Genomic DNA, 22006 nt, shown 5'->3' with positions numbered 1-22006 from the left:
CCCGGCCCGACCCCCGTTCACGCCGGCCCTCGCGACCACCTGCGCACCCGAGCGGGCCGGCGGGGGAGGGGCCGCGGGGTCAGGCCTCGACGTCGGCGAACAGCCGCCGACCGGCCAGGATCAGCACGACGGCCAGCCCGCTGGCGCCGGCCATCACCGCGGCCATCGGCACCGGGGTCCCGTCGGCCAGCGCGCCGACCAGCGGCGCGCTGATACCGCTGATCATGAACTGGGCGGCACCGAGCAGCGCCGCCGCGGTCCCGGCGGACTCGCCGTGCCGGGTGAGCGCGATCGCCGGAGCGTTCGGGAAGGTCAGCCCGGCGCCCGCGATGGTGATCCACAGCGGAGCCATGAAGCCGATCAGCCCGCCGAACCCGGTGGCCGCGGCGACCACCATCAGCGCCGCGCCGACGAAGCCGAGCAGCACGCCGGCCCGCAGCACCGCGACCGGGGTGAACCGCTGCACCAGGGCCGGGTTGATCTGGGTGGCCACGATCAGCCCGAGCGCGGTGACGCCGAAGGCGATGCCGTACTGCTGCGGGGTCAGCTTGAAGTACTCCTGCAGCACGAACGACGAGCCGCCGATGTAGCCGAAGACGGTCGCGAACATCAGCCCGGCCACCACGACCATGATCAGGTAGGTCGGGTCGCGGAACAGCCGGGCGTAGCTGGTCAGCGAGCTCCGCAGCCGGGCCGGGACCCGGCGGGCCGGGGGCAGCGTCTCGGGCAGCGCGAGCACGGCCAGCACGGTGAGCAGCGCGGCGACCACGGCGAGGAACACGAAGATCCCGCGCCACGCGGTCAGCCGGAGCAGCGCGCTGCCCAGCGTCGGCGCCAGGATCGGCGAGATGCCCATCACCAGGGTCAGCCGGGAGAGCAGCCGGGCGGCGCGGACGCCGCTGAACAGGTCGCGGACCATGGCCATCGCCACCACCGAGACGGCGGCACCGGCCAGTCCCTGCAGCACCCGGGCCACGATCAGCAGCTCGATGGTCGGCGCCAGCGCGCAGAGCACCGACATCAGGCCGTGCGCGACCAGACCGGTGATCAGCGGGCGGCGGCGGCCGACCGCGTCGGAGAGCGGGCCGACGACCAGCTGGCCGACGCCGAGGCCGGCCATCAGGCCGGTGATGGTCAGCTGCGCGGTCGGGGCGGTGGTGCGGAAGTCCTCGGTCAGCGAGGGCAGCGCCGGCAGGTAGGTGTCGATGGTCAGCGCGCCGATGGCGACGAGCGCGCCGAGCACCAGCACGAGCTGCAGGTAACGGGCGCCGACGTAGCCCTCGCCGAGCGTGGACGCGGTGCGCCGCTCGCTCGGGCGGGTGAGCTCCCGCGGGTCGGGCGCGGGGCCGGTGGCGATGAGGTCGGTGGACGCGTCGGTGGGTTGGACGGTCGTGGTCATGCGCGTGCTTCCTCGAGAGTGTTGCCGGTCAGCACCATCGGGTCACCGCGTCGTGCCCATGAAGCCGGAGAAGAGCGGCCGGGACCGGTGTCTCAGTCCGATCAGCCGTTCCCCGTCAGGGAGGCCGAACCACGGCGCAGCCCCGATCATTCCAGCTTCACGCGGCTCGGGAGAAATCATTCGCCGGCTGTTCATCTCCGTCGCCCGGATTCGGGAAGGCGCTTGCCCGACCTCGCCGCCGCGGGTGGCGCGTCCGGGGCGGCCGACGACTAGGGTGGGCGCCACCGCAGGCCCCGACCGGAGCCCGTCGACGACACCCCGCCCGAAGCATCCCGCCGGAAGGAGCGCGCCATCAGAGCAGATCCGCACGCGCAGCTCGAGCTGCTCGACCTGCAGGCCGTCGACACGACGCTGGCCCAGCTGGCGCACCGCCGCAAGAGCCTGCCCGAGCACGCGCAGCTGGCCGCGCTCGACCAGCGCCAGGCCGCGGTCTCCTCCGACCTGGTGGCCGCACAGGTGGCGGTCTCCGACCTCGAGCTCGAGCAGAGCAAGGCCGAGGCCGACCTGACCCCGGTGCGCGAACGGCTGGTCCGCAACCAGAAGCGGATCGGTGACGGGACGGTCGCCGACCCCAAGGCGCTGGCCGGTCTGGTCGACGAGGTCGAGCACCTCAAGAAGCGGATCTCCGACCTCGAGGACAACGAGCTCGAGGTGATGCAGCGGCTCGAGGACGCCGTCGCGCTCCGCGACCGGCTCGAGACCGCGGTCAGTGAGCTGCGGACCGAGCGCGAGGCGCTGGTCGCCCGTCGGGACGAGCAGCTCGTCGCGCTCGACGAGCAGGCCCGCGAGGCTCAGCAGGAACGCGCCCAGCGCGCGGGCGGGCTGCCCGCCGACCTGCTCGCGCTCTACGACAAGCTGCGGCCCGGGCACGGCGGCGTCGGCGCGGCCGAGCTCCGGGCCCGTCGCTGCACCGGGTGCCAGCTCGAGCTCAACGCCGCCGACCTGCGCGGGTACGCCGCGGCAGCCGACGACGAGGTGCTCCGTTGCGAGGAGTGCGGCCGGATCCTGGTCCGCACCCCGAACTCGGGGCTGTGAGCCCGGCGATGGCGCGTCCGCAGGGCCAGAGCGGTCCGTCACTGCTCGGCGAGGACGAGACCGAGCTGGCCCCGCTGGCACCGGCCTCGGCCCGGTCGCTGGTGATCGAGGCCGACGGCGGGTCGCGCGGCAATCCTGGTCCGGCCGCGTACGGGGCGCTGGTCCGCGACGCCGAGAGCGGCGACGTCCTCGACGAGGAGGGCCGCGTGATCGGGACCACCACCAACAACGTCGCCGAGTACTCCGGGCTGATCGCCGGGCTGGAGATGGCCCGGGCGATCGACCCCGGCGCCGCGCTCGAGGTCCGGATGGACTCCCGGCTGGTGATCGAGCAGATGGCCGGCCGGTGGAAGATCAAGCACCCGTCGATGCGCCCGCTCGCGCTCCAGGCCCGCGACCTGGTGCCGGCCCGGGTGCAGTGGACCTGGGTGCCGCGCGAGCGCAACAAGGCCGCCGACGCGCTGGTCAACAAGGCGCTCGACGGCACCCCCGTCACGCGGCACGGCTGAGCGGGAGGCACCGTGCCGGCCCGTCGTCTCCGTCTGCGCCGTGCCGACGTCGAGCCGCGGGCCGTCGGGCCGTCCGCGGTCCCCGACGAGCTGGCCGCCGCCTGGCAGCGGCTCCGTGACCGGCTGGGGATCCCCGGCGACTTCCCGCCCGAGGTGCTCGCCGAGGCGCGCGCGGCCGCGGCGCGCGGTCCGGAGGTCCCGGAGGGAGCCGCGACCGAGCGGATCGACCGGACCGACCTGCCGTTCCTGACCATCGACCCCGAAGGTTCCCGGGACCTCGACCAGGCGGTCTGCGTCCGGGCCGAGGGCGACGGGTTCCGGGTCTGGTACGCCATCGCCGACGTGGCCGCGTTCGTCCGGCCGGGCGGCGCGCTGGACCGCGAGGCGCACCGGCGCGGCCAGACCCTCTACGCACCCGACCGGCGGACCCCGTTGCACCCGCCCGAGCTGTCCGAGGACGCCGCCAGCCTGCTCGCCGACGCCGACCGGCCGGCGCTGCTCTGGTCGGTGCGGCTCGACGCCGACGGCCGCGCGGTCGAGGCCGGCGTGACCCGGGCCACCGTCCGGAGCCGGGCCCGGTTGAGCTACCCGGAGGCGCAGCGCGCCCTCGACGACCCCGCGGTCGACCTGGCCGGCGGCGACGAGAGCCGCGAGACCCTGCACCGTCTGCGCGACGTCGGCCGGCTCCGCGAGGCGCTCGAGATCGCCCGCGGCGGCGTCAGCCTCGACCTGCCCGACCAGGAGGTCGAGCGGACCGGCACCGGGTGGCGGCTGGTCTACCGGGCACTGCTCCCGGTCGAGGGCTGGAACGCGCAGATCTCCCTGCTCACCGGGATGGCCGCCGCCGACCTCATGCTGGGTGGCCGGGTCGGCGTGCTGCGGACGCTGCCCGCCGCCGACGACGGCGCGGTCCGGCGCCTGCGGCGCATCGCCCGGGCGCTCGGGCTGGACTGGCCGACCGGGCAGCCCTATCCGGACTTCGTCCGCGCTCTCGACCCGTCGCGCCCGGCCGAGGCGGCGATGCTGACCGCCTGCACCACGCTGTTCCGCGGCGCCGGCTACACCGCCTTCGACGGCGAGGCGCCGGAGCACCCGGGCCACGCCGCGCTGGCCGCCGACTACGCCCACGCCACCGCGCCGCTGCGGCGGCTGGTCGACCGCTACGTCGGCGAGGTCTGCCTGGCCCTGACCGCCGGCCGTCCGGTCCCGGCCTGGGCCCGGGCGGCGCTGCCCGCGCTGCCCGCCGCGATGACGGCGTCCGAGCGGACGGCGCACGGCTACGAGCGGGCGGTGATCGACCTGGCCGAGGTGGTGGTGCTGGCCGACCGGGTCGGCGAGGTGTTCACCGGCACCGTGGTCGAGCTCGACGACAAGCCCGGACGCGGTCGGATCATGATCACCGACCCGGCGGTCGAGGCACGGATCACCGGCCCGTCGCTCGAGCTCGGTGCCGCGGTGCAGGCTCGGCTGGCCGCGGCCGACCTCGAGCAGGGCAGCGTGGTCTTCGTACAGGCCTGACCACCGGCGTTCACCGGCCGGCCGGGAAGTCGGAACAACGGCGAAACACCGGCGAAACACCCCGCTCGTACCGTCGGGGAGGTGATCGAGGTCGCTCGGCCGGACGCGCGCACCCGGCTGGCGCACGCCCCGCGGACGGGGCCGTCGTGATCACCGCGAGCAGCGCGACCGATCCGGTGCTGGCCGCGGTCGACCCGTTCATCGGCACCGGCGTCACCGACCTGCCCCGGCAGCAGGGGCTGGCCGCCACCTGGTGGTGGCCGAAGCCGCAGGTCGGCAACACCCACCCGGGGGCCACCGCGCCCTTCGGCATGGTCTCGGCCTGCGCCTACTCCGGCGCCTACCCGACCGGCTACGGGCTCTACCAGCTCAACACCGAGGGCGTCCCGCTCACCCTGCACGACCGCTACGTCGCCTCGGGCTTCACCCACTTCCAGCAGTCCGGCACCGGCGCGATCCGGAAGTACTACAACTACTTCCGGGTCACGCCGATGCTGACCTCGCTCGACGACCTGGGCACCGAGTGGGAGCTGGTCGAGGAGCAGGCCGAGCCGGGCTGGTACGCCGCCACCCTGGCCTCGGGGATCCGCTGCGAGATCACCGTCGGGCCCAAGAGCGCGGTGCACCGGTACACCTTCCCGGCGCACCGCGACGCCCGGCTGGTGGTCGACTTCTCGCTCGGCGGGCTGCAGATCCCCTACGGCCGGACGGTCCCGCTCCGGGCGCACCTGCAGACGCTGGCCCCCGGCGTCGCCCAGGGCGAGGTCGTCGTCGAGGGTGCGCCGCTGGCCGTGCACTGCGAGACCGACACCGACTGGCGCCAGCTGCTCTGGTACGACCGGCGGCTGATGCCCGGCGGCACCCGGCTCGACTTCGACTACATCCGGCCCACCACGCTGCGGCCGTTCGGCCTGCTCTGGCGGGGCAACGCCGAGGCCGGGCAGACCGTCGAGCTCCGGTTCGGGTTCAGCCTGCGCGGGGTCGACCAGGCCCGCCGCAACCTCTACGCCGACTGCGGTCTGGGCCCGGACACCTTCGACCGGCGGCGGGCGCAGACCCAGGACGCCTGGTCGGACCACCTCGGCACGATCAGCGTCGACGTCGACGACACCGACCGGCGGACGGTCTTCGCGACGGCGCTCTACCACTCGATGATCAAGCCCTGCTTCGCGCCGGACGAGAGCCCGCAGTGGTCGATGGACACGCCGTACGCGTTCGACATCTGCACCATGTGGGACATCTACCGCACCCAGTTGCCGCTGCTGCACACCCTGTTCCCCGAGCGCGCGGTCGAGCTGGCCAACGCCCTGCTGCACGTCTGCGAGGAGGAGGGGAACCTCCCGATCGGCTACCGGATGGCTAAGGGTGCCGACCGCTTTGCCCGGCAGGGCAGCGCGCTGGCCCACACCTTCTTCGCTGACCTCTGCCAGCTCGGCGTGGCCGGGATCGACTGGGAGTGGGCGCTGGTCCACCTCGACGCCGACCTGCGCCGCCAGTACGGCGAGGACTTCCTGCAGCGCGGGCTGGCCCACCCGATCAGCCACACCCTCGACCTCGCCGCGGCCTACCACTGCTCGGCCGTGGTGGCTCGCAAGCTCCGCGACCAGCGGCTGGCCGAGCAGTTCGACGCGCTGTCGACCCGCTGGGTCAACGCCTTCGACCGCTCCACCGGGCTGCTGCTCGACTCGGAGTTCTACGAGGGCGGCAAGTGGAACTACAGCTTCCGGCTGCTGCACGACATGCGCGGCCGGATCGCGCTGGCCGGCGGCGAGCAGGCCTACGTCGAGCTGCTCGACCGGTTCTTCGGCTACGGCGCCGAACGGGTCAGCCAGGTCGGCGCGCAGCCGAGCGCCGAGGAGATGGCCCGCGGCTACGCGCTCAACCGGTTCGAGGGGCTCAACAACGAACCCGACTACGAGGCGCCCTGGGGCTACCACTGGGCCGGTCGTCCGGACCGCACCGCCGAGGTGGTGCACGCCGCCGTCCACCAGCAGTTCGGCACCGGACGCGGCGGTCTGCCCGGCAACGACGACTCCGGCGGGCTCAGCGCCTGGTACGTCTGGGCCTCGCTCGGGCTGTTCCCGGTCGCCGGCCAGGGCCTGTTCCTGGTCAACGCCCCGGCGTTCCGGCACGCCGAGCTCGCCGTCGGCGGCGGCACGGTGACCGTCGAGACCGAGAACTTCCGCGAACCCGAGCCCGGTGGCCCGGAGCAGTACGTCACGGACGTCCACTGGAACGGGACGCCGCTCCACCGCAGCTGGCTCAGCGGCCGGCAGCTGCACCGGGGCGGTCGGCTCAGGATCACCCTCGGCGACGAGCCGACGGGCTGGGGCACCGACACCCGGCCCCCGTCGGTCACCCCGCCGCCCTGACCCGCCCGCCTCCGCGTCCGATCCAGCCCGACCGGCCAGCCCGACCAACCAGCCCGACCAGCCCGTTCCACCCGGAGGTGACCGCCGTGATGACGTCGTTGATCAACGCCAAGCACCTGCGCCCGGCCTCGGGCCCCCGCGGTCTGGTGCCGCGCCGCCCGACCCGCCGGCTGGTGATCGTCGTCCGCGCCGACCCGGTGATCTGCGGGCACTCGGTCGAGGCCCGCAACCTCGCCGAGACCGCGCTGCTCCGCGGCTACGACGACGTCCGGATCGTCAGCTGGCCAGTCGACCGGCTGCGCGAGACCGGGCTGCCGCTCAAGCCGCTCGACAGCATCAGCCCGTACAGCCCGGGGATCACCGTCGAGCGGCCGGCACCGGTCGGCGACTACAAGGTGCCCGACGGGCGCTACCACGCCGGGATCGTCGGTCGGCTGGTCGAGCTGTTCACCGACGGCGTCCCGACGGTGGCGATGGCCCTCTATCTCAGCCCGCACGCCTTCGCGATCGCCGAGGCCCGCCGGATCGCCGAGTCGACCGGACTGCCGTGCCGGGTCACCACCATCGCCGAGGCGGTCGGCTCCGACGTCACCAACATCGTCCGCTCCTGCGTGGCCGAGGGACGCCTCGGGCCGGCTGCGGCGGTGCTCTCCACGTTCCTGTCCTTCGACGTCTGCGTCGCGGTCTCCGACTACACCAAGGAGGTCGTGGTCGCCGCGGCCGCCGAGGTGGACACCCGGCTCGGCACCCGGTTCGCCGCCGAGTGCGCTGAGCGGGTGGCGATCAGCTATCCCGCGATGGACACCCGCGCCTACCTCGACCTCGATCCGGCCGAGGTGGACGCGCGGCTGGCCGCCCGCGGACTGCGCCGCGGCGAGTACGTGCTCTTCCTCTCCCGGCTCACCACCGCCAAGGGCGTCGACGACCTGATCGAGGGGTACGCGGCCAGCCGGACCCGGGAGCGGATGCCCCTGGTGATCGCCGGCAACGGCCCGGAGGCGCACTACCTGCACGCGGTGGCCGCCGAGTCCGGCGCGGGCGACTCGATCGTGTTCGCCCACGACGTCGACGACGCCGAGAAGCCGTTCTTGATGGCCGGGAGCGCCGCCTACGTGCTGCCGAGCAAGCCCTGCCCGGACTTCACCGAGACCTTCGGGATCGCGCTGGCCGAGAAGATGCTGGCCGGCGGCGGGCCGGTGATCACCACCCGGACCGGCGGCATCGGCGAGGCGGTGGGGGACTGCGCCCTCACCATCGGCGTCCACGACCCGGTCGGCATCCGCGACAGCCTCGACCGTGCGGTGCTCGACACTCCGCCCGACCAGCTGCAGGCCTGGGAGCTGCGCGCCCGCACCCACGCGCTCCAGTTCGACCGCGCCCAGGTCTTCGACCGGCTGTTCGCCCGGCTCGAGGAGCAGGAGCCGGTCGCCGAAGCGCTGGGGTGAAACGTGCGCTGAGCCTGTCGAAGCGTGGTCGGGGACGTGCGCTGAGCCTGTCGAAGCGCGGTGGGGACGTGCGCTGAGCCTGTCGAAGCGCGGTACCTCGGGTGCGCCCGGGAGGGCGGGCACCGCGTCCCGCCCACCTCGCTGCGCTCCGCTGGGGCTCCGCTCCGCTCGGAACGCCCGACCACACCCCGACGCGGTGCCGCCCTCCCGGGCTGGTCGGTTCGCTCTCGGCGGTTGGGCGGGTGGCGGCACCGCACGGTGTGCGGGCTGCCGCTCCGGGGTTCAGTTCAGCGGTCGGGTGCCCTCGGGGATCGCGCCCCCGTTCATGATCGCGACGGCAGCGTCGGCGAAGGCGGTCAGGGCGATCCGCTGACCCCACGGGCCGACGGTGACCCGGGAGACGCCCAGCTCGGCCATCTCGGCGACGGTGAGGCCGCCGGGCAGCAGGATCAGGCTGAGCCGCTGCGGGCCGAGGGCCTCGACCAGGGCGGCCACCGTGTCCCGGTCGAGCAGACCGGGGGCGAAGACGGTGGTGGCGCCGGCGTCGAGGTAGGCGCGCCCGCGCTCGATCGCGTCGGCCAGCACGACGTCGGCGGGCCGGTCGCCGCCACGGACCCAGGCGTCGGTGCGGGCGTTGACCACGAACGGGACGCCGGTCGCGGTGCCGACCGCGACCGCCTTGCGGACGGCGGCCACCGCCTCGGGCAGCGGATTGAGCTGGTCCTCGAGGTTGGCCCCGACCACGCCGACGTCGATGGCGCGGCGCACCGTCTCGCCGGCGTCGCCGTACCCGGCCTCGAGATCGGCGGTGGTGGGCAGGTCGGTGGCCGCGGCGATCCGGCCGACCGCCTCGATCATCAGCTCGACCGGGATCCGCTCGCCGTCCTCGTAGCCCAGGGAGGCCGCGATGCTGTGGCTCGCGGTGGCGATCGCGGTGGTCCCCGGCAGGTCGGCGACCACCCGGGCGCTGATCACGTCCCAGACGTTGACCAGGGTGAGGATCTGCGGGGCCCGGTGCAGCTCGAGCAGGCGCTGGGCGCGTTCGGCGGTGGTCACGGGCCGTGAGCCTACGGGCTCGGGCGCGTCGCCGGCGCTCAACTTCGGCTCAGGTGACGGACCGGGGGCCGACTTAGCATGAAGCGAAGCCTGCCGGTAGCTGGGGAAGTGGGAACGATGACCATCGGACGACGGCGGGCCGGGGCCCGCGCCAGAGCCGCGACCCTGGCGGTGGCCGCGCTGACCGCGACCGCGCTCGCCAGCCTCACAGGATGCGGCCCGAGCGCCTCCGGCTCGGTGGCCGGCGGTGCCCCCACCGGCACCGGCACCCAGTCCTCGAGCGGCTCGTCCTCGGCGAGCAGCTCCGCCTCGTCGTCGAGCGCCAAGCCGAGCAGCTCGGCGAAGGCCTCGAGCACGCCGGCCGCGAAGCCGAGCTACCCCTCGGGGCCGCCGATGCTGCTCGACTCGATCGTCCCCACCGACGGCTCGACCGTCGGCGTGGCGATGCCGATCGTGGTCGTCTTCTCCGACCCGGTGAAGAGCGCGGCGCGCAAGGCCATCGAGCAGGCCATGCACCTCACGTCGACCAAGACCGTGACCGGGGCCTGGCACTGGCTGAGCAGCCAGCAGGTCGACTTCCGCCCCGAGGGTTACTGGCCCAGCGGCAGCAAGGTGACCCTGGACGCACGGTTCGACCACGTCGGTGACGGCTACGGCCGCTACGGCACGCACAGCTACACCCGGCACTTCACCATCGGCAACGACTTCGAGACCAAGATCTCGGCCAGCCACCACACCACCAAGGTCTACTCCGACGGCAAGCTGATCCGGTCAATGTCGAGCGACGCGGGCAGCCCGCAGTTCCCCTCCTGGACCGGCACGATGAGCGTCGTCAGCCTCACCCGCAACGAGCACATGACCTCGTGCAGCGCCGGGATCACCTGCGACAAGAACAGCCCGAACTACTACGACGGCTACTACCCGTGGGCGGTCCGGCTGACCTACTCGGGCACCTTCGTGCACTACTCGTCCGCCGATCCGTACCCCGGTCACAGCTACGGGTCGCACGGGTGCGTCCACCTGTCGTGGTCGAACGCCGAGTGGTACTTCGACCACGTGAGCGTCGGTGACCCGGTGACCATCACCGGCAGCCCGCGCGGCGAGGCCGACCCGACCAACGGCTACGCGGTCTACAACGTCTCCTGGCACGACTGGCAGCAGCACAGCGGCTTGGGCGCGATCACCGTCTCCTGATCACGGCAGCTCCTTGATCACGCCAGCTCGTGATCACGACGGCTGATCACCCTCAGGTGATCTGACCGAGGATCCGCCGGGCCGCTTCCGCGTCGACCCGGCGGTCCGGGTCGGCCAGGATGATCAGGGTCAGCCGGCGGCCGTTCCGTTCGACGATCTCGCTCCAGCGGTCGTCGCCGGGATAGCTGCGGTGATCGGCGAGGGCGTTCGCCGACCCGACGCCGGTGATCGGCTCCGCCAGCACCGGTCCGTCCGGATCGGTGCAGGCCGCCACCTGACGGCGGTAGAGCGCCAGGTAGCCGGCGGCGTCGTCGCTGGTGCGGAACTCGAGCACCAATCCGATCCCCGGCCGCCCGGCCGCGTCGGCATAGGTCCCCTCGAGCGCGTGCACCGGGTCGGTGAAGTCGTCGCGGGTCACCGCGGCGCAGCCGATGGTCACGGTGTCGGTGGCGGCATAGCGGGCGTCGCGGGCGTGGACCCAGGTGCCGTTGCCCTGGTAGCCCTGCTCGTCACCCCCGGCCCGGACGACCCGGTGCCAGCCCCGCGGGACGGGCAGCACGGCGGCGTCGAGATCACCGGCGGTCGAGGCCGCCGGCCGGCTCGGCGCCGGCGGGGGCGGCAGGGTGTTGGTGGTCGTGGGCTCGGTGACGGTGGGCGTGGCGTTCGCGGTCGACGCGGCGGGGGTCGCGGCGGTCGTGGGAGGGCTCGCGGACGGTGCCGGGGCGGTCGTCGGGCCCGCCGGGCTCGGTGCGGACGTGCACCCGGCGAGGATGAGCGCGACCAGCGCCGCCGCGACGCCCGGGACCGGCGTCCGGGACCGCCGCGTACCGGTCACCGCTGGAAGTGCTGGGAGTCCCGGCCGGGGCTCCAGAAGCCGCCCCAGAAGAAGTCGTCCTTGCGCAGCGACTTGGTCAGGTAGCTGTCCTTGGTGAGCATCCCGGGGCGGCGCGGGGTCCGCTTGATGTAAGCCTTGCCCTTGCTGGGCCACCACTTGCCGCGGACGTCGCGGTAGGGGTTCTCGACCGTGTTGACGTCGAGCGCGGTGCCGTAGGAGTGCGGCGACTGGGCGTAGGGGTTGCCGGTGACCTTGCGGCAGTTGAACCCGCTGGTGTTGTCCGCCTCCATCTGGCGGGGGTCGTCGCCGCCGTAGACGTTGGGGTTGACCATCTGGGCGATCGGGTAGCGGTGCGTCAGCGCGCTGCCGAAGGCGCGGGTCAGGTCGTCGGACAGGTCGGCGCGGATGATGATCACGCCGCGGTGCATCTTGCGGTCGCGCAGGCCGTAGTAGTTGAGCCAGACCGTCCGCAGCTTCGACGGCCCGACCGGGCAGCCGGCCCGGTAGGTCTTGGCCACGTCCGCGGCGTTGGTGGGGCGGCTGACCGGGTCGAGCACCGCGATCCGGGTGAACTGGTAGGCCCGGCTGACCTCCCAGCGCGGCCGGTTGGCGGCCCGGTAGGCGGCCCGGGTGGTGTAGGTGTTGAGCCGACCGACGCCGAAGCTCACGGCCTTGGCGAACCGGCCCTGGGCGTCGGTGGTGGTCTGCTGGGTGACCCGGAAGGTCTTGTCGCTCCGCAGGATGTCGATGTTGATCTTGACCCCGGCCCGGGCCGGGTAGACCCGGCCGGTGATCACCGGGTTCTTGAGCGAGTTGATCGTGGCCGGTGGCTTGTCGACGGTCACGGTGCTGTTCCGGACGGCCACGGTGACCTGGTTGCTCTGGGTGCCGGTGCTGCCGGGGCAGGCGGTGCCCAGGGTGGCGCGGAAGCCGATCGCGGCGGACGCGACGGTCACCGGCGCGGACGCCGACCAGCGGCCGTCCGCGGTCACCGTCGCGGTGGCGACCCGGGTCCACCGGGTCCCGTCGGCCCGGCAGACGGCGACGGCGGCGCTCGCCGAGTCGCCGGCGGCGGTGCCGGAGAAGGCGAACCGGCCGAGGTCCTCGAAGAACACCCCGGCCTGCGGCGTCCCGGTGGCGGCCACCGCCAGGGTCAGCGGCGGGTCGTCGGCCGCGCGCTGGTGCGGGATCGGTCGGGGCACGGACGTCCGCGGTGCGGCCGAGGTGGCCGAGGGTGTCGACGGGTTGCTCGGGGCCGACGGGTCGGTCGGGGCGGACGGTGTACCCGAGGCACTCGTGGCCGGACCGGGTGACGGGCTGGTCGTGGTCGCCGACGGCGACTGGCCGACCGGGGACGGGCTGCCGGTCGACGACGTCGCCGCGGTGGCGGTCGGGATCGGTGTCGGGTCGGCCGGTGGACCGGCCAGGGCCGGCGCGGCGCCGAGGGCCAGGACGACGGAGAGCACTCCGCCGACGGTCAGCGTCCGCGCCGGCCGGCGGCTCATGCGACCGTGCGGGGTGCCGGGGTGGCCGCCCAGAGCGCGAGCGGGTTCCAGGCCTCGGCGGAGACGATCCGCCAGAAGCCGTTGCCGTCGGGGACGAGGTCGTCACCGAGCCGGCCGGACCAGCGTCGGCCGGCGGCGCCGCCGAGGGCTTCGAAGGTGACGTCGTCACCGATCAGCTCGAATCGCTGGGCCTGGAGCAGGTCACAGGCGTCGACGAGTGTCTCCGGAGCGAGGCGGAGAGCGGTGGTCGGGGTCATGGTCGGGTCCCTGGGAAAGGTGCGGACAGGAATCCCCCGTGACGCACCGGGCGACCCCCATCGGTCCGACGCGACAGCGCGATCCTAACCGAGCCGCCGCGTATCGGCGAACCTAACCGTCCGGGCTCGATCCCGCCTCGAGATCGCCCCGGGTCGTGACGAAGCCGTGACGGTCGTCGACCTCACCGAGATCGCGCAGGGCTGGAACGACGTGCTGGACCGGTTGCCGACCGCGTTCGACGGGGTCGAGCGCTGACGCGCCGCCCCGTCGGGCTGCGGCGTCTGGGTCGCGCCGCGAGCGGAGGAGCGCCGGACCGGTGCCGGGCACTACCATCGTCCGCGGATGAGCCGGCCAGGCGGCCGCGGTCCCCGCGTGCGGGGGCCGAGGAAAGTCCGGACTCCGCAGAGCAGGGTGGTGGGTAACGCCCACCCGGGGTGACCCGCGGGACAGTGCCACAGAGAACAGACCGCCGTCGGGCCGCGAGGTCCGGCGGTGAGGGTGAAACGGTGGTGTAAGAGACCACCAGCACCCCAGGTGACTGGGGTGGCTCGGTAAACCCCACCCGGAGCAAGATCAAGAGGGTGCGCGCGAGCGCACCTGCGGAGACGTCCGAGGGCTGCTCGCCCGAGTCTCCGGGTAGATCGCACCAGGCCGTTGGTGACAGCGGTCGCAGATGGATGGTCGCCACCCGCCGTTCGCGGCGGGTACAGAATCCGGCTTACCGGCCGGCTCATCCCCACGCCTTCGCTTCGTGCCGGCCTCCTGGGTTAGGTTGTCCTTACCTGATCCGAGGAGATGGACGATGGCCCAGACCGCGGCCGAGACCCGGACGCCCAGCCGGGCCGCCAAGCGCGAGCACGTCGGGATGGCGATGTACGACGCGACGGTGGTGCGGACGACCAGGCTGACCCCGCACCTGGTGCGGATCACCCTCGGCGACGAGCGGCTGCGCGACTACCGCGACGACGGGCCGGACGCCCGGTTCAAGCTGCTGCTGCCGCGGCCCGGCCAGACTGCGCCGATGCTCCCGCCCGAGCAGGACTGGTACGACCACTGGAGGGCGATGGACCCGGCGGTCCGGCCGGTGATGCGGACCTACACCGTCCGCGCCGTCCGCCCCGAGGTCGCCGAGCTCGACATCGACGTGGTGCTGCACGAGCCGGCCGGTCCGGCCTGCCGCTGGGCGGCGTCCGCGCAGCCGGGGGACCGGGTCGGCGTCTTCGCCGGCTGGGCCGAGTACGAGGTCGAGCCGGGCGTCCGCCAGCTGATCGCCGGCGACCACACCGCGTTGCCCGCGGTCGCCGGGATCGGCGAGCGGCTCGGCGAGAACGATCGGGCCACGATCGTCGTCGAGGTGCCCGGACCTGAGGACGTCCTCGCGCTGCAGGTCCCCGCCGGTGTCGAGGTCACCTGGGTATTCACCCGGCCCGGCGACCCCGGGGCGGCACTGCACGACGCGCTGACCGCGCTGCCGGCCGACCGGGTCGGCGACTACGTCTGGGTCTGCGCCGAACAAGCGGCCGTCGCCCGGATCCGCCGCCATCTGGTCCGCGACCGCGGTCTGTCACCCGACCAGGTGATGTGGATGGGCTACTGGCGCACCGGCGGCCAGATCGACCTCGACTGAGCCCACCCACGGTGCCCTGAGCCTGTCGAAGGGCGCCCTGAGCACCCACCCACCCCTTGTGCCCTGAGCCTGTTGAAGGGCGCTTCGACAAGCTCAGCGCGCGTTCCCGGGCCTCCGGTGTCCTGAGCCCGTCGAAGGGCGCTTCGACCAGCTCAGCGCGCGTTCTGGGGAACCCGGTGCCCTGAGTCTGCTCCCGCAGCCCCGCGGACGTCGGCGACTTCGGCCGCGATGTCGCGGCGAAGTCACCGGTCTGGCCGGGTGCGCGCGGGTCGGGCCAGGGTCAGGCAGGGTCAGGGGAGGGTGAGGATCTCCGCGCCGGTGTCGGTGACGACGATCGTGTGCTCGAACTGCGCACACCGCGAGCCGTCGGCCGTGAGCACGGTCCAGTCGTCGTCCCACATGTACCAGTCGTAGCCGCCGGTGGTGATCATCGGCTCGACGGTGAAGGTCATCCCCGGCTCGATCACCGTGTCGTAGCGCGGCTCGTCGTAGTGCGGGATCACCAGCCCGGAGTGGAAGGCGATGTGCACGCCGTGACCGGTGTAGTCGCGTACCGAGCTGTAGCCGAAGCGCTTCGCGTAGGCCTCGATCACCCGGCCGATCACGTTGACCTGCCGCCCGGGCCGGACCGCCTTGATCCCGCGCATCATCGCCTCGTGGGTCCGCTCGGTGAGCAGCCGGCCCTCCTCGTCGACGTCGCCGCAGAAGAAGGTCGCGCAGTTGTCGCCGTGCACGCCGTCGACGAACGCGGTCAGGTCGATCTTGACCAGGTCGCCGTCCTCGAGCGGCCGGGCGTCCGGGATGCCGTGGCAGATCACCTCGTTGACCGAGGTGCACAGCGACTTGGGGAAGCCGCGGTAGCCCAGCGTCGAGGGGTAGGCGCGGTGGTCCAGCAGGAACTCGTGCCCGACCCGGTCGAGCTCGTCGGTGGTCACCCCGGGCGCGATCGCGGACGCCGCGGCCTGCATGGCCTGAGCAGCGATCCGTCCCGCCACCCGCATCTTCTCGATCGTCTCGGCGGTCTGGACGTGCGGGCCGCGGTAGGGGGCCGGACCCTCTTTGCCGACGTATTCCGGACGCGGGATCTCCTTCGGCACCACGCGCCACGGCGAGATCGCGGCCGGTTGGATGGCAGTCACGGCACCGATCCTAGGAGCGCCGGGACCGAGCGTTCCGAGTAGCGTGACCAGCAGCATCGGCAGCCGAGGGAGGCGCACGTGAGCGACGGTCAGTGGTGGTTCAACCTCAAGACCCACAGCGTGGAGAGCGACGAGGACCGCGGCAAGGCGGCCGACCGGCTCGGCCCCTACGCCACCCGCGAGGAGGCCGAGCACGCGATGGAGAAGGTGGCCGCGCGCAACGAGGAGGCCGACCGGGAGGACCGGTGGCCCGACGAGGACGACTGACCCGCCTCCGGCCCGCCCGCCGCGCGCTTTCTTGAGCCGTTCCAGAAAGCGTGGGACACTCGGATCGTGGCCGCGCAGACCAGAACGCCGGCCGGGACGGACTGGACCACCCGGCTGCGCACCGCCGGGCTGCGGGTGACGCAGCCCCGGCTGGCCGTGCTCGACGTGGTCTCGTCCACCCCGCACATCAGTGCGGACGCGGTCACCGACCGGGTCCGCGACCGGCTCGGCACCGTCTCGGTGCAGGCGGTCTACGACGCGCTCAACACGCTGACCAAGCACGACATCCTGCGGAAGTTCGAACCGGCCGGTTCCTCGATGCGGTTCGAGGTGCACACCGGTGACAACCACCACCACCTGATCTGCCGCCGCTGCGGTGACATCATCGATGTCGCCTGCTCGGTCGGGGCGATGCCCTGTGCTCTCCCCGACGACCCGCACGGCTTCGTCGTCGACGAGGCCGAGGTCACCTACTGGGGCGTCTGCTCCAGCTGCCGCACCTACGGTTGAGCCACAGCCGTCGGTCGTCCGTCGCGTCAGCACGCGACCTGTCCGACCTGCTCCCCGTGCGCCCGTCGCGATTCCCGTGACCCACTCGGAGTGGTCGTCCCACCCTGCCCATCCCGCAGAGGAACGAGGATCATGACCACCGATTTCCAGGCCCCGCCCACCGGACCCGATGCCAAGGTGTCGACCACCGAGACCGGAGCCCCGGCCCCCAGCGACCAGTTCTCGCTCAGCGTCGGGCCCGACGGCCCGCTGCTGCTCCACGACTTCCACTTCGTCAACCAGATGGCCCACTTCGACCGCGAGCGGGTGCCGGAGCGCGTCGTGCACGCCAAGGGCGGCGGGGCGTTCGGCTTCTTCGAGACCACCGCGGACGTCAGCCAGTGGACCAAGGCGGCGATGTTCCAGCCCGGCGTCCGCACCGAGATGCTGGCCCGCTTCTCCACCGTGGCCGGCGAGCTCGGCTCGGCCGACACCGTGCGCGACCCGCGCGGCTTCGCGCTGAAGTTCTACACCTCCGAGGGCAACTGGGACCTCGTCGGCAACAACACCCCGATCTTCTTCGTCCGCGACGCGATGAAGTTCCCGCACTTCATCCGCACCCAGAAGCGGCTGCCCGACTCCGGGTTGCAGGACTGGGACATGCGCTGGGACTTCTGGACGCTCTCGCCCGAGTCGGCCCACCAGGTGACCTACCTGATGGGGGACCGGGGCATCCCGAAGACCTGGCGGCACATGAACGGCTACGGCTCGCACACCTACATGTGGGTCAACGCCGGCGGCGAGCGGTCCTGGGTCAAGTTCCACTTCCACGCCGACGCCGGGGTGGAGAACCTGTCCAACGACGACGCCGCGCTGGCCGCGGCCGCCGACCCGGACGCCCACCGGCGCGACCTGTTCAACCACCTCAAGCGGGGCGGCGAGGCGACCTGGACCCTCAAGGTGCAGGTGATGCCTTACGAGGACGCCAAGAGCTACCGGATCAACCCCTTCGACCTGACCAAGGTGTGGCCGCACGCGGACTACCCGCTGATCGAGGTCGGTCGGATGGTCCTCGACCGCAACCCGGAGAACCACTTCGCCCAGATCGAGCAGGCCGCCTTCGAGCCGAGCGCGATCGTGCCGGGGATCGGCTTCAGCCCGGACAAGATGCTGCTCGGCCGGGTGTTCAGCTACGCCGACACCCACCGGCACCGGATCGGCGCGAACTACCACCAGCTGCCGGTCAACCGTCCACACGTCGAGGTCAACACCTACGAGTTCGACGGGCCGATGCGCTACGACTTCAACCCCGGTCAGCCGACCTACTTCCCGAACACGGTGGGTGGCCCCGAGGTCAAGGCCGACCTGTTCTCGGGGCACAGCTGGGAGTCCGACGGCGACATGGTGCGGCAGGCGTACACGCTGCGGCCGGACGACGACGACTTCAGCCAGGCCGGCGAGATGGTCCGGCAGGTCTTCGACGACGCCGCCCGCGAACGGCTGGTCGCCACCGTCGCCTCGACGCTCGGCACCGTCCAGCCGGAGCTGCGCAGCAAGGTCTACGACTACTGGCGCAGCATCGACAAGGCCACCGGCGACGCGGTCGCCGACATGGTCGAGGGTGGTCGTGAGCCCGCCGACGTCGGCCCGGCGCCGGCGAGCGACGAGCCCGAGACGGTGGTCGCCCAGGCCTGAGCACCGACCCCAACGCGCGCTGAGCCTGTCGAAGTGCGTTGCGCTTCGACGGGCTCAGCGGGCGTCGTGCTTCGCGGGCTCAGCGGGCGTTGCGCTTCGACAGGCGTAGGGCGCACCCGACCCACGGTGGCCTGAGCACCTACCCCACAGTGCCCTGAGCACCTACCCCACAGTGCCCTGAGCCTGTCGAAGGGCGGTCAGCCCACCCGCAGCTGCGAGCGGACCCGGTCGTCGAGGGCGATCCGGGCGGTGTCGCCGAGCGGGACCATCCCGCAGTAGACCGAGATCCAGTCGTCGCGGCCGTCGTCGACCGCGATGAAGGTCAGCCGGTCGCCGTCGACGCTGATGTCGGGGTTGTCGACCCGGATCTCGGAGCTGATGATCCAGCCGCGGAACCCGTCGACGGTGACGGCCCGGTTCACCAGGTCGCGCCGGTTGCGGAAGTAGGCGTACCAGCCCTGGGTGATCGCGCACTGCATCGACGACTCGGCCACCTGCTGCGGGGTGGCGAAACCGCTGTCGGCGGTCCGGGTCTGCCCGACGGCGAAGATCGAGATCCATCCGGGCTCGGTGTACTGCGTCTGGCTGTTCGCGTCGCCCCACCAGGAGAGCGACCGGTCCATCCGCGGACCGGGGTAGTCGGCCACCTGCGGGAACGACAGCTTGCCGCCGTGCACCCGACCGTCGGCCGGGTGGGTCTGCCGGACGTTGCTCTCGAACGGGCAGAGCACGCTCCCGGCCGGTGGTCGCCCCTGGGTGGTGGGCGACGGGGTGCCGTCCGACGGTGGCGGCGTCGCCGTGGGCAGCGGACTCGAGTCGTCCCAGCCGCTCGCGGTCGGGTTCGGCGCCGGGTCGGAGACGGTGCCCGTCCCGCTCCCGCGGAGCCCGATCGCCGCGACCACCACCGCGATCACCACCAGCACGGCGAGCCCGAGCAGCAGCGGGCCGCGGCTCCGTCCGGGCCGTGAGCTTGTCGGCACCCCGGGCGCGCCGCCGCCGGCGGGCGGCGGCGTCCGCGGGTCGGTGGTCACCTCGGCCGACCAGTTGCGGCCGTCCCAGTAGCGGTAGAGATCCGGGCGACCGCCCGGGTCGGGGTACCAGCCGCCGTCTGCCACCGTCGTCTCCTCCGCCTGTCGTCAGCCCAGTCGCAGGCTGTCGACCAGCGTGGTCAGCACGCCGGTCCGGGCCTGGTCGCCGATGGGCACCGCCCCGACGAACATGCCCAGTGAACCCGACTGGCCGGTGTCGACCACGATCACGTCGACCAGGTCACCCGGGACGCTGAGGCCGGGGTTGTCGACGCGGACCTCGGTCCGGAGCTCCCAGCCCGGTCGTCCGTCGACGGTGACCGCCCGGCTGACGACGTCCTTGCGGCTGGTCACGTCGTGGTAGTAGCCGGAGGTGGAGACGCACTGCATCACCCCGGCCGCGGCCTGCCGGGGCGACCGGAACCCGTCGTCGGTATGCAGGGCGCCGACCGCGAACACCGACGCCCATCCGGGTTCGGTGGTCTGGTAGATCCCGGCGACGTCGTAGGCCCAGCTGAGGCCGTCGGTGTAGCTGTCCGCGTCGAGCCAGTCGCTCCCGGGCGAGCTGAAACTCAGCCCACCGCCGTGCACCCGCCCGTCGTTCGGGTGGTCGGCCCGCGCGTTCGGGTCGCCGACCGGGCAGGACTCGAGCGGTGCCGGGTCGACCGCGGTCGGGCTCGGCGTCGGCGTCCTCGCGCTCGGTCGCGGCGTCGGCGACGGACTGGCCGACGGGGTCGCGGTGGGCAGCGGTGACGAGTCGTCCCAGCCGCTGACCGTCGAGGTCGGTTCGGGGTCGGCGACGCCGGTGCCCTGGGTGAGTCCGCGGACCAGCAACACACCGCCGATCAGCAGCACGACCAGACCGAGGGCCAGCAACGCGATGAAGCCGGTGCGTCGCTTGCCGTCGTTCCGCGTCGCCGCCGCGGCGGGCGGGACGGTCGGGCCGATCGGTCCGGTCGGCGGCGGCGTGCGCGGGTCGGTGGTGGTCTGGGCCGACCAGGCGGCGCCGTCCCACCAGCGGTAACGGCCCGGTCGGCCGCCCGGGTCGGGGTACCAGCCGGCGGATGACACCCGCGCAGCCTAGGACCCGGCGGGCTCAGCTCCCGGTGTCGGAGGAACCGAGCAGCCGGTCGATCCGCTCGACCTTGGCGGTGAGCTGGCCGGTGAACCCGGGACGGATGTCAGCCTTGAGCACCAGGCTGACCCGGTTGGTCTGGGCGGCGACAGCCTCGGTGGCGCGCTTGACCACGTCCATCACCTCGTCCCACTCGCCCTCGACGTTGGTGAACATCGCGTTGGTCTCGTGCGGCAGGCCGGACTCGCGGACGATCCGGACGGCGTCGGCGACGGCGCGCGACACCGAGCCGTCGGGGTCGTCGGTGGTGCCGGGGGCGATGCTGAAGGCGACGAGCATGTCCGCAGCCTCTCAGCCGGTCACCCGACGGTGAGCGACCGGGTGGCCTGGTCGACCTGGCCGAGCAGGTCGCTGCGCTCCATCGGGACCGCGGAGAAGAAGTAGGTGCGAGGGCTGCTGTCGACCACCACGAACCGCAGTCGCGACCCGCGGGTCCTGAGCAGCGGGTGCCGGAAGGTCAGCAGCACGTCGCGCTGGGTGGCGGCCCGACCGTCGACGCTGGTCGCGCGGGCGGTGTCCTCGGCGACCCGCACAATCACCCCGGTGTAGAAGTCGCTGGTCAGCACGCACTGGAGCATCGCCGCGGTGGCCTGGTCGCCCCCGGGATAGGGATCGAAGGTGGCGACCCCGACCTGGACCGACGCCTGCCACGGGTACTTCTCCGGCAGCACCAGCACCTGCACCTCGGAGTCGCGGCTGTACGGCACCCGCGAGGTCGCGACCGGCGCCTCCCACGGCGCAGGCAGTCGGCCGAACGACAGCGGGCCGCCGTGCACCCGGCCGTCCGCGGGCGGGGCCGGCTCCTGGTCCGGGCTGGCTTCGTCGCAGGCGACCGGTCGGGCCGTAGCGCTCACGCTCGGGCTGGGCGTCGGGCTCGCCGTCGGCGGGGTCGTCCGGCCGTCGTCGTACGAGCTCACCGTCGACGTCGGCTCCGGATCGCCGGCCTGGTCGTCCTCGCCGCGCGGCCACAGGGCGACCGCCGCGACCACCACCGCCAGCACCAGCGCCGCGATCCCGATCGGCAGCCACGGCGGACGCCGTCGGATCGGGGCCGCACCCGGCGAACCAGCCGACCGAGGATCCCGGGTGGTCTGCGCGGTCCAGCGGTTCCCGTCGAACCACCGGTACCGACCCGGCGTCCGGTCCGGGTCCGGGTACCACCCTGGCTGCGCCACCCGCGCAGGTTAAGGCGAACCAGGGCCATGCACCCGTCACCCCGGAGCGGCAGCCCGCACGCCGTGCGGTGCTCGGCCACCACCTCCCCGGCGGGTGCGGATCGAGGAGGTCGGGTTCGGGGGTCGGTGCGGGAGCGTGGATGGGTCTGGCCGTCGACCGAGCCTGCGAGGGAGACTGGTTGCGAGCGCACCGACCCCCGAACCCGGCCGACGTCCCGACCACCGCGCTTCGACAGGCTCAGCGCGCGTTGCGCGCTTCGACAGG

20 protein-coding genes and 1 other RNA gene are annotated in these 22006 nt (G+C 73.1%); 11 read left to right on the top strand and 10 right to left on the bottom strand.

Annotation, left to right across the window (positions count from 1 at the left end):
* Positions 1 to 79: 79 nt before the first annotated feature.
* Positions 80 to 1399 (bottom strand): multidrug effflux MFS transporter, encoded by a 1320-nt coding sequence (locus FHX74_RS10310; RefSeq protein ID WP_182560031.1) that lies wholly within the window; start codon positions 1397 to 1399, stop codon positions 80 to 82.
* A gap of 351 nt (positions 1400 to 1750) precedes the next feature.
* On the opposite strand from FHX74_RS10310, the gene FHX74_RS10305 reads away from it, so the two are divergent.
* From FHX74_RS10305 to FHX74_RS10285, 5 genes are all read left to right on the top strand, one after another.
* A complete protein-coding gene (locus FHX74_RS10305) occupies positions 1751 to 2494 on the top strand; it encodes a zinc ribbon domain-containing protein (RefSeq protein ID WP_456238306.1) in 744 nt (247 codons plus the stop codon).
* Positions 2491 to 3003, top strand: a complete 513-nt coding sequence (locus FHX74_RS10300) for a reverse transcriptase-like protein (RefSeq protein ID WP_328823751.1) — start codon at positions 2491 to 2493, stop codon at positions 3001 to 3003. Before FHX74_RS10305 ends, FHX74_RS10300 begins: the two co-directional genes overlap by 4 nt.
* 12 nt (positions 3004 to 3015) lie before the next feature.
* Entirely contained in the window at positions 3016 to 4521 is a 1506-nt protein-coding gene (locus FHX74_RS10295; protein WP_328823750.1) for an RNB domain-containing ribonuclease, read from the top strand.
* Between the two features lie 146 nt (positions 4522 to 4667).
* Positions 4668 to 6893 (top strand): glycoside hydrolase domain-containing protein, encoded by a 2226-nt coding sequence (locus tag FHX74_RS10290; RefSeq protein ID WP_328823749.1) that lies wholly within the window; start codon positions 4668 to 4670, stop codon positions 6891 to 6893.
* Between the two features lie 89 nt (positions 6894 to 6982).
* A complete protein-coding gene (locus tag FHX74_RS10285) occupies positions 6983 to 8338 on the top strand; it encodes a glycosyltransferase (protein WP_182560429.1) in 1356 nt (451 codons plus the stop codon).
* A gap of 282 nt (positions 8339 to 8620) precedes the next feature.
* Here FHX74_RS10285 and FHX74_RS10280 read toward each other — a convergent pair whose 3' ends face one another.
* Positions 8621 to 9394 carry an isocitrate lyase/PEP mutase family protein gene (locus FHX74_RS10280; protein ID WP_182560030.1) on the bottom strand — a complete coding sequence of 258 codons (774 nt, stop codon included), beginning with the start codon at positions 9392 to 9394 and terminating at the stop codon, positions 8621 to 8623.
* A gap of 117 nt (positions 9395 to 9511) precedes the next feature.
* On the opposite strand from FHX74_RS10280, the gene FHX74_RS10275 reads away from it, so the two are divergent.
* The gene (locus FHX74_RS10275) at positions 9512 to 10588 is read left to right on the top strand and encodes a L,D-transpeptidase (protein ID WP_182560029.1); all 1077 of its coding nucleotides are present in this window, start codon (positions 9512 to 9514) and stop codon (positions 10586 to 10588) included.
* A gap of 52 nt (positions 10589 to 10640) precedes the next feature.
* Here FHX74_RS10275 and FHX74_RS10270 read toward each other — a convergent pair whose 3' ends face one another.
* The 3 genes from FHX74_RS10270 to FHX74_RS10260 are packed head-to-tail and all read right to left on the bottom strand — an operon-like array spanning position 10641 to position 13185.
* Positions 10641 to 11423 (bottom strand): hypothetical protein, encoded by a 783-nt coding sequence (locus FHX74_RS10270; protein ID WP_182560028.1) that lies wholly within the window; start codon positions 11421 to 11423, stop codon positions 10641 to 10643.
* Positions 11420 to 12928 carry a M15 family metallopeptidase gene (locus tag FHX74_RS10265; protein WP_182560027.1) on the bottom strand — a complete coding sequence of 503 codons (1509 nt, stop codon included), beginning with the start codon at positions 12926 to 12928 and terminating at the stop codon, positions 11420 to 11422. Before FHX74_RS10265 ends, FHX74_RS10270 begins: the two co-directional genes overlap by 4 nt.
* Positions 12925 to 13185 (bottom strand): hypothetical protein, encoded by a 261-nt coding sequence (locus tag FHX74_RS10260; protein WP_182560026.1) that lies wholly within the window; start codon positions 13183 to 13185, stop codon positions 12925 to 12927. The genes FHX74_RS10265 and FHX74_RS10260 overlap by 4 nt, the downstream gene beginning before the upstream one ends.
* Positions 13186 to 13529: 344 nt before the next feature.
* Between FHX74_RS10260 and rnpB the strand changes: the two genes are divergently transcribed.
* Both rnpB and FHX74_RS10250 read left to right on the top strand, forming a co-directional pair.
* Positions 13530 to 13923, top strand: an RNA gene (gene rnpB / locus FHX74_RS10255) — RNase P RNA component class A.
* Between the two features lie 65 nt (positions 13924 to 13988).
* Positions 13989 to 14813: a siderophore-interacting protein gene (locus tag FHX74_RS10250; protein WP_182560025.1), complete on the top strand. Its 825-nt coding sequence runs from the start codon at positions 13989 to 13991 to the stop codon at positions 14811 to 14813.
* Positions 14814 to 15103: 290 nt separating this feature from the next.
* Here the strand turns inward: FHX74_RS10250 and map are convergent, their stop codons facing one another.
* Complete coding sequence (gene map / locus FHX74_RS10245; RefSeq protein WP_328823748.1) at positions 15104 to 15952, bottom strand: type I methionyl aminopeptidase; 849 nt, start codon at positions 15950 to 15952, stop codon at positions 15104 to 15106.
* Positions 15953 to 16030: 78 nt separating this feature from the next.
* On the opposite strand from map, the gene FHX74_RS10240 reads away from it, so the two are divergent.
* The 3 genes from FHX74_RS10240 (at position 16031) to FHX74_RS10230 (ending at position 18403) form a co-directional block, all read left to right on the top strand.
* Positions 16031 to 16219, top strand: a complete 189-nt coding sequence (locus FHX74_RS10240) for an SPOR domain-containing protein (RefSeq protein WP_182560024.1) — start codon at positions 16031 to 16033, stop codon at positions 16217 to 16219.
* A gap of 66 nt (positions 16220 to 16285) precedes the next feature.
* Positions 16286 to 16729, top strand: coding sequence for a Fur family transcriptional regulator (locus tag FHX74_RS10235; protein WP_182560023.1), 444 nt, complete (start codon positions 16286 to 16288; stop codon positions 16727 to 16729).
* A gap of 132 nt (positions 16730 to 16861) precedes the next feature.
* Positions 16862 to 18403 (top strand): catalase, encoded by a 1542-nt coding sequence (locus FHX74_RS10230; protein ID WP_182560022.1) that lies wholly within the window; start codon positions 16862 to 16864, stop codon positions 18401 to 18403.
* A gap of 197 nt (positions 18404 to 18600) precedes the next feature.
* Here FHX74_RS10230 and FHX74_RS10225 read toward each other — a convergent pair whose 3' ends face one another.
* Genes FHX74_RS10225 through FHX74_RS10210 form a run of 4 tightly spaced genes read right to left on the bottom strand, consistent with a single transcriptional unit; the run spans position 18601 to position 21741 of the window.
* Positions 18601 to 19518, bottom strand: a complete 918-nt coding sequence (locus FHX74_RS10225) for a DUF2510 domain-containing protein (RefSeq protein WP_182560021.1) — start codon at positions 19516 to 19518, stop codon at positions 18601 to 18603.
* A gap of 21 nt (positions 19519 to 19539) precedes the next feature.
* Positions 19540 to 20502, bottom strand: coding sequence for a DUF2510 domain-containing protein (locus FHX74_RS10220; RefSeq protein WP_182560020.1), 963 nt, complete (start codon positions 20500 to 20502; stop codon positions 19540 to 19542).
* A gap of 25 nt (positions 20503 to 20527) precedes the next feature.
* On the bottom strand, positions 20528 to 20845 hold the full coding sequence (locus FHX74_RS10215; protein WP_182560019.1) for a thiamine-binding protein: 318 nt from the start codon (positions 20843 to 20845) through the stop codon (positions 20528 to 20530).
* A gap of 20 nt (positions 20846 to 20865) precedes the next feature.
* Complete coding sequence (locus FHX74_RS10210) at positions 20866 to 21741, bottom strand: DUF2510 domain-containing protein (RefSeq protein WP_182560018.1); 876 nt, start codon at positions 21739 to 21741, stop codon at positions 20866 to 20868.
* Positions 21742 to 22006 lie beyond the last annotated feature (265 nt).

It is taken from the genome of Microlunatus kandeliicorticis, from assembly GCF_014137855.1.
GTDB lineage: Bacteria > Actinomycetota > Actinomycetes > Propionibacteriales > Propionibacteriaceae > Microlunatus > Microlunatus kandeliicorticis.
This window is presented reverse-complemented; position numbering and strand designations above follow the sequence as displayed.

What these genes read in the sequence shown, in the direction of transcription:
- FHX74_RS10310 (WP_182560031.1), bottom strand. Translation starts at nt 1,399, where the DNA reads ATGACCACGACCGTCCAACCCACCGACGCGTCCACCGACCTCATCGCC.
- FHX74_RS10285 (WP_182560429.1), top strand. Translation starts at nt 6,983, where the DNA reads ATGACGTCGTTGATCAACGCCAAGCACCTGCGCCCGGCCTCGGGCCCC.
- FHX74_RS10275 (WP_182560029.1), top strand. Translation starts at nt 9,512, where the DNA reads ATGACCATCGGACGACGGCGGGCCGGGGCCCGCGCCAGAGCCGCGACC.
- FHX74_RS10265 (WP_182560027.1), bottom strand. Translation starts at nt 12,928, where the DNA reads ATGAGCCGCCGGCCGGCGCGGACGCTGACCGTCGGCGGAGTGCTCTCC.
- FHX74_RS10260 (WP_182560026.1), bottom strand. Translation starts at nt 13,185, where the DNA reads ATGACCCCGACCACCGCTCTCCGCCTCGCTCCGGAGACACTCGTCGAC.
- FHX74_RS10250 (WP_182560025.1), top strand. Translation starts at nt 13,989, where the DNA reads ATGGCCCAGACCGCGGCCGAGACCCGGACGCCCAGCCGGGCCGCCAAG.
- FHX74_RS10230 (WP_182560022.1), top strand. Translation starts at nt 16,862, where the DNA reads ATGACCACCGATTTCCAGGCCCCGCCCACCGGACCCGATGCCAAGGTG.
- FHX74_RS10215 (WP_182560019.1), bottom strand. Translation starts at nt 20,845, where the DNA reads ATGCTCGTCGCCTTCAGCATCGCCCCCGGCACCACCGACGACCCCGAC.